Origin of the sequence: Mucilaginibacter flavus, from assembly GCF_030409315.1 — a bacterium.
In the GTDB taxonomy this organism is placed as follows: domain Bacteria; phylum Bacteroidota; class Bacteroidia; order Sphingobacteriales; family Sphingobacteriaceae; genus Mucilaginibacter; species Mucilaginibacter flavus.
This window is the reverse complement of sequence record NZ_JAUFPS010000001.1, coordinates 99,444-107,171: the sequence shown is the minus strand read 5'-3', so window position 1 is coordinate 107,171 and position 7,728 is coordinate 99,444. Positions and strand designations below refer to the sequence as shown.

The 7,728-nt window shown below is 41.9% G+C and carries 3 protein-coding genes; all 3 read right to left on the bottom strand.

All coding sequences use genetic code 11. The annotated features are described in order from the left end of the window. Positions 1-286: 286 nt before the first annotated feature. The 3 genes from QWZ17_RS00425 to QWZ17_RS00415 all read right to left on the bottom strand — a co-directional run bounded on the left by QWZ17_RS00425 (position 287) and on the right by QWZ17_RS00415 (position 7,525). Positions 287-2,569 (bottom strand): GH92 family glycosyl hydrolase, encoded by a 2,283-nt coding sequence (locus QWZ17_RS00425; protein ID WP_290302831.1) that lies wholly within the window; start codon positions 2,567-2,569, stop codon positions 287-289. A gap of 103 nt (positions 2,570-2,672) precedes the next feature. Continuing rightward, complete coding sequence (locus QWZ17_RS00420) at positions 2,673-4,169, bottom strand: RagB/SusD family nutrient uptake outer membrane protein (RefSeq protein WP_290302830.1); 1,497 nt, start codon at positions 4,167-4,169, stop codon at positions 2,673-2,675. Positions 4,170-4,192: 23 nt separating this feature from the next. Beyond that, positions 4,193-7,525 carry a TonB-dependent receptor gene (locus QWZ17_RS00415; protein WP_290302829.1) on the bottom strand — a complete coding sequence of 1,111 codons (3,333 nt, stop codon included), beginning with the start codon at positions 7,523-7,525 and terminating at the stop codon, positions 4,193-4,195. Positions 7,526-7,728: the final 203 nt, after the last annotated feature.

The following is a 7,728-nucleotide window of genomic DNA, read 5'->3' as shown; positions in this document are numbered from 1 at the left end:
GCTAATTCAGGACACAAATCAACCTGTAAACTCATTACAGGATTAATCTAAAAACTGTAAACTTTTTTTAGGACGAGACAGTCCGAAGTCAGAGACTTCGAACAGCGGGTCAGAGACTTCGAATAGCGGGGAAATCCCAATAAAACAGTCATGTCGAACTCGTTTCGGCACCCCATCAACTAAGTATACTCCATGCGGGCTACCTGTCCTGTGGGATGCCGAAACAAGTTCGGCACGACTTTATTTTATTTTCCTTTATTCCCCCTTCAGGGGGTTAGGGGCTATCTTACTTTTCGTTCGACAGCGAATACGGAACATCGCTATCCTTCACACCCCTTGTTTTGTTAGGCGTTGGGGCCATGTTAAAATTTATAACTGCTCCTTTTTGCAATCCGCTATGGCTAAGCCAGTTTAAATCATAAGGCTGGCCGTTAACGGTCATGGTGTTGATGTATTTGTTGGTGTCGCTGTTGTTAGGTGCGTTTATAGCCACCGTTTTGCCATTCTCCAGTTTCAGGGTGATCTTTTTAAACAATGGCGCTCCTAAAACATACTGGTCGCTGGCCGGGGTAACCGGGTAAAAGCCCATGGCCGAAAACACATACCAGGCCGATGTTTGACCGTTGTCCTCGTCGCCGCAATAACCGTCCGGCGTGGCTTTGTACAGCTTGTTCATCACATCACGAACGTGGTATTGTGTTTTCCAAGGCTCGCCGCCGTAGTTATACAGATAAATCATGTGCTGAATAGGCTGGTTACCATGCGCGTACTGGCCCATGTTTACAATCTGCATTTCGCGGATCTCGTGAATCACCTCGCCGTAATAGCTATCGTCAAATATTGGTGGCAGTGTCCAAACAGAATCCAATTTGGCAACAAATTTCTTTTTGCCGCCCATCAGGTTTATTAAACCCTGCATATCGTGAAACACGCCCCAGCTGTAGTGCCAGCTATTACCTTCGGTAAAGGCATCGCCCCATTTAAACGGACTAAATGGTGTTTCCCATGAACCATCTTTGTTTTTACCACGCATTAACCCGGTTGAAGGATCAAACAAGTTTTTATAGTTCAGGCTGCGTTTTTTGTACAAATCTGTTTCTGCTGCGGGTTTACCCAAAGCTTTACCCAATTTGTAAATGGTAAAATCGTCATAAGCGTACTCTAAGGTACGGGCCGCGTTTTCGTTGATCTTTACATCATAAGGCACATAACCCAACGAGTTGTAATACTCCACACCCTCCCGGCCTGTAGCAGCCGGGCCTTTATTGTTGGCGCCGTGAATCAATGCCTCGTATAACTTTTCAATATCATAGCCCCTGCCGCCTTTTAAATAAGCTTCAGATACTACCGATGCCGAGTTATTACCAATCATAACCGCCGAGTAACCCGGGCTCGACCACTCCGGCAGCCAGCCACCTTCTTTATAATCGTTAATTAAGCCTTCCTGCATCTCTTTGTTGATAGATGGATAAACCAGGTTCAGGAACGGATACAACGCCCTGAAGGTATCCCAAAAGCCCGTACCGGCAAATTTATAACCCGGGAATACTTTACCTGTAGACGCACTGTAGTGTACTACATCGCCTTTCTCATCTATCTCATATAATTTGTTCGGGAAGAAAACCATGCGATAAAGGCATGAGTAAAAAGTGCGGGTTTGATCAATAGAACCGCCTTCAACAGTTAAGCGGCTCAAAGTTTTGTTCCATACATCTTTCGCTTTTTTGCAGGTTACATCAAAGCTGTCATTACCCTGCTCGCGTTTCAGGTTTAACTCCGCCTGTTCTATGCTGATGAATGACGATGCCACACGTAGATGTACTTTTTCGTCATGCTTGGTTTTAAAACCTATCAGCGCGCTGGCGTGTTCGGCTTTCAGCTCCAGGCCGGTTGCCAAAGTAGTATCACTGTAGGTTTGTGCCAGGGTGATTGGCTTATCTACATAAATAACAAAATAGTTTTTGAAGTTTTTAAGCGGACCGCGGGCATACTTGGTAGAGTACCCTACAATCTTTTTTTCGCCGGGGATGATCTTCACATATGATCCCTTGTTCAAAGCATCAATCACGATGAATGAGCTATCTGTTTTAGGATAAGTAAACCTGAATTGCGCCGAGCGTTCGGTTGGTGTAATTTCTGTAGTTACATCGTGGTCGGCAAGGTAAACGCTGTAATAATACGGTTTAGCAGTTTCGGCTTTGTGCGAAAACCAGCTTGCCCTTCCGTTTTGTGATACCTGGGCATGTTTGGTAACCGGCATTATAGCAAACTGGCCATAATCGTTCATCCAGGGTGATGGCTGATGCGTTTGTTTAAACCCGCGAATTTTGTGCGCGTCATAAGTATAAGCCCATCCATCGCCCATAACGCCGGTTTGAGGCGTCCAAAAGTTCATTCCCCATGGCAGGGCAATTGCCGGGTAAGTATTTCCGTTCGATAAATCGTAATGCGAATCGGTCCCCATTAATGGGTTAATGTAATCAACAGGATCGGTCACCTTATTTACCTGCTGGGCAAATGAACCGGCAGCGGTAAAAAGGGAGGCAATAAGTACCAGGGCTTTCTTCATGCTTTTAAAATGATCTTTTTGGTAAAACGTTTAACCAGCTGTAAATATAAAAAGACTGGCACGTAAATGCCAGTCTTTTACAATCTTATTCGCTAAATATAAATTACCAGCCCGTATTTTGGGTTAGTTTACTATTAGTGCTTATTTCGCGCTGCGGAATAGGCCATAAGTAATACTGAGGTTTAAATTGTATATTTTGCTCTGTTTTGGTAGTTGTAGGATCGCCAAATGTGTTGCTGTTAACCACATAAGCCATATGCGTACGCTGCATATCAAAATAAGCTTTATCCTCATAAGCAAGCTCATGGTAACGCTCTTTCCAGATAGCAATACGGAACTGATCTTTAGTTAAGCCACTTAACGGAGCTAATTTAGCACGTGTCCTTATTTTGTTTACCTGGTCATAAGCTGCCTGTGTAGGGCCGCTTACTTCGTTGGTTGCTTCAGCATAAATCAGCTGTGCTTCTGGTAAACGTAAAAACGTCCAGTTTTCATCGCTCTGACCGCTGGCCGCGGCACTTTCTAAGTGGAAGTATTTGTAAAGCGCGTGTTCTCCAAATATAATGGTACTTCCGTCTTTGTACGATGGGTAACTTGAAAAGTAAAACTGTCTTTCAACTGTGCGCAAATCGCCTGCCTCATAGCTGGCCACAAACTCATTAGTTGGGATCATAGCGCCAAGGTGATCACCATATGCGCCAACCAATAAGTTAAACGGTACAGTTAACTGAGGGATAGCATTTGTAGCTACGCCAACCAGGTAGTTTGATTGAAAAATAAGTTCGCCCTGGTTTTTGTGCGCGTTATCATGCAGGTAATCATATTTATCAAATAGCGTGTAATCACTTAAAACAGGCAATACTTCTTGCGCTGCCAAAGCGTAATTAGCTGTTTTTTGCAGCGGATAACCAGCAGTGGTTAAATACACACTTGCCAGTAATGTACGCACTGCACCCAATGAAACCTTACCAGTGGCATCGGTTTCGGCCATGCCCGATGCTTCAGCAGCTTTTAAGTCGCTGATGATCTGGTCATAAACAGCTGAAGTTGCCGCACGTGACGGATAAAGATCAGGACTGGTGATAGTTACCGGTGCAGTAATTAATGGTACATCCCCGTATAACCTTACCAGGTGGTAATAGAAAAACGCGCGTAAAAAGTAAACTTCGCCCAATAGTTTTTTCTTATCGGCATCGGCAAAGTTGGCAATACCTGGAATATTTGCTAAGGCGATGTTGGCATTTGAAATAGCGTTGTAACTATTTGACCATACATCTTCAAAACCCGGGTTAACAGCATCCGTAATTTGTTTTATAACGTTACCATTATTAACACTTTGACCTAATGATGTGGCATGGCCGGCAAAAAGTTCAAGGGTAATGAACGGGCTTTCGCCATAAGCGTCACCATTTTGAAACAGGTATAATTTTTGGTAAATACCGTTAACAAATGTTCTTGCCTGGGTAGACGTTGTAAAATAATTGCTCTTCACAAAATTGCCCTTATCTTTTTCAACAAGGTCTTTTTTGCAGCTGCTAACCATTATAGTGAGGATCAGTAATGAGTAACCAATCCGGTATTTTTTTAAGTTAAACTTCATAATAGTATGTTTTAACATTTTAATTATAAACTAACATTTAAGCCAAGCAAGAAAGTTCTTGGTTTTGGATAATCATAAAACTGTATGCCCTGGGTAAAGTTGCTTGAACCATTGTAGGTTGAAACTTCTGGATCATAACCAGTGTATTTGGTTATCACAAAAAGGTTTTGTGCCTGGAAATAAACTCTTAACCTGCTTAACTTTATTTTAGATATCATTTGAGTAGGGAAAGTGTAACCAAGCGTTGCTGCCCTGCCACGGATAAAGTTTCCATTTTCAACTTTTGTTGAATATATCTCTGTTTGATAACCTACATAAGCTGGTCTGTCTTCTGCAATTGAAGTATTTTGATTGGTTGGTGTCCAGGCATTTAATACTGTAGCATAGCTATTTGCCTGTCCGGTACGATCCTGACCCGAGTGACGGGTTAAGTTCATGATCTGGTTGCCATAGTTAAATTGCAAATCAACACCCAAATCGATGTTTTTGTAACGGAAAGTGTTACTGAATGTACCGTAACCATCAGGAGTTCCTTTACCAAGGATCACCTTATCTGCCGATGTTATTTTTCCATCGCCATTGGTGTCCTGAATTTTCAGGTCGCCAGGATGCCTGCCGTAAACCGAAGCCTGTGACTCTTCTGCACTACCCCATGTGCCTAAAACTTTGTAACCATAAAAGCTACCGGCAGGTAAACCTACCCTCATCAGGTTAAATTGCGAAAGGAAAGTTGGATTCAGGAAAATATCATCATTAGATGCACCTAACTGTAAAATCTTATTTTTAAGGAATGAAATATTAAAACTTGAATTCCAGGTAAAGTTTTCAGTTTTTACATTTTGAGTGTTGATGGTTAATTCAAGGCCCTTATTTTGCAACCTGCCTATGTTTTTGTACACACTGTTAAAACCACTGGTTTCTGGCAGTGGCGCGTTAAGTAATAATTCTTTGGTTTTTTTCAGGTAAGCATCGGCCTCAATATTAACCCTGTTGTTGAACAAGCCTAAAGAGAAACCCAGATCATACTCTGCTGTTTTTTCCCATGAAAGATTCTCGTTACCTATAGTAGATTGTTGCGTACCAATTGCTTGCGCGCCACCAAACACATAGTTAACAGTACTTATGTTGGCTAAAGAACGATACTCACCAATTTCGGAGTTACCGGTTAAGCCATAGCTCGCCCTGAATTTAAGATCAGATATCGTTTTGTTGTCTTTCAGGAAATCTTCCTGTGAAGCACGCCATGCAAAAGCTGCCGAAGGGAAGAAACCGTTTTTTACGTTAGTACCAAAACGTGACGATCCATCTTCACGACCGGTTACTGTTAACAGGTATTTTTCTTTGTAGTTATAGTTTAAACGACCAAAGAACGACCTCATTTGCCATGCATCATAATTTGATGAAGGGATACCCGGAACCTGGCCTGCACCTAAGTTATAGTACTGGTAAAAGTTATCAGATAAAGTACCTGTAGATGCACCAAAACCAGTTTGCTGGAAATTTTGCTGCTCTGCACCTAACACTACGTTAATGGTATGTACTTTGTTAAATACCTTATTATACGTTAAATGATTTTCCCACTGCCAAAAAGTATTGTTAGCCTCGCTTATTGATGCAGAACTATATTGCTGACCAGCAGTTGAGCCGCCTACTAAGCCGCTTTGAAAATGTGGATTATAGTTTGCAGATGTGGTAACACCTAATGTACTACGGAAATCCAAACCAGGTAAAAGGTTGATGTTTAAATAACCATTACCGCTAAAAATACGTTTTTTGTAAAGCGCTTCAATCTCATTAGCCTGGGCTACCGGGTTATCGCCACCTTCTAAGTTTGGATAATCGGTACGTTTACCGTAAGTGCCGTCAGGGTACCTGATTGGAATAAAAGGCACCATTTCAATTAACATACGCGGTATGTTATTGCCACCTGTACCGTCATCAGCAGTACGCTGATCCTGCGTGTTGTAATTTAAGGTAGCGCCAACTTTTAACCACGATTTAATCTGGTTATCAAAAGTTAAACGGGCATTATAGCGTTTTAAATAGCTGTTTAATATAATACCTTCATCATCGGCATAATTTAAAAACAAACCGTAGTTCATTTTATCGGTACCACCGGTAAATGAAACGTTATGATTTTGGCTAACTGCCGAACGGGTAGTTGCTTTTTGCCAATCTACATCATACAATGGTTGCAAATTTTGGTCAAATAACTTACCAATAAGCGCAGTACGTTGCAGTTTTGGATCTCTTGAAGCGTAATTACCTGCAGCCCAGCCAACCGGATCATATTTTTTAATGTTAGCATATGAAAGATCTTCTACCTGCATAAATTCTTTAGAATTTAACACAGGTATTTCTTTAGCCATATTGCTTACACTAACATATGAATCATAGCTAATGGTGCCAGTACCGGTTTTCCCTCTTTTTGTGGTAACCAAAATTACACCGTTTGCGCCACGTGTACCGTAAATTGCGGTTGAAGATGCATCCTTAAGTACGTCTACAGATTCGATATCGGCCGGGTTAATAGAATTACCTCCCTCGGTCCAAACCACACCATCAACCACATATAAAGGGTCGGTATTGGTGTTGATAGAGCTGTACCCACGAATCCTTATTTTGGTTTCGCCACCTGGTGCGCCAGAGTTTGTTGAAACGTTTACACCGGCAAGCTTACCGGCAAGTTCCTGTTCAAGGTTGGTTTGGGGCCTTTCCTGTAGTTGTTTTGAACCAACGCTACCTACCGATCCGGTAAGGTCAACACGTTTTTGAGTACCGTAACCAACAACAACAACTTCGCTAAGCGCTCTTTGCGATTCAGTCATGGTAACATTAACAGTAGTTCTTCCGCCTACAGCAACTTCCTGTGTATTGTAACCAATAAAGCTGAATACAAGGGTTGCGTTGGCAGGTACGTTTAAAGTATACTTACCGCTAACATCAGTTTGTGTACCTAAATCAGAGCCTTTGATTCTGACACTTACGCCAGGTAAAGCGCCCTTTGTATCAGACACTGTACCAGATATTTTAATATCTGCAGGTTCGGCCGCTGCTACATCATCCTTCTTTTTAACCACAATGGTTTCCTGGAAAATTTTGTAGGTTAAAGGCTGATCTTTAAAGGCCTGGTCAAGCGCTTGTTGAAGCGATACACCTGCAACCTCAATATTAATTGCCGATGCTTTAGATACATCCTGCTTGTCGTACATAAAATGATAGCCGGTTTGTTTTTCGATAGAACGCAGCACTTTTTCAACGCTGGCATTCTTTTGGTGCAGGGTTACAACCTGGCTGTATGTTTTGGCGTATACATTGGTGAGTGCCAAAACCATAACAATAACTGTTAGCTTCATAGCTAAAATTATTTTGGATAATTGGGGCCATGCCAAAGGCACAGCCTTAGAATTAAAATTCATAAGTTTGTAGAGTTTGGGTTAAACATTTACTTTCAATTCGTCGATTGTACTTTTTTGGGACCCAGATACTTGGCCGGGTAAGTACTGCGAATACTTCCCGGTTTTTTATTTGCTGATGTTTCGGTTTAAAATTGCATGTT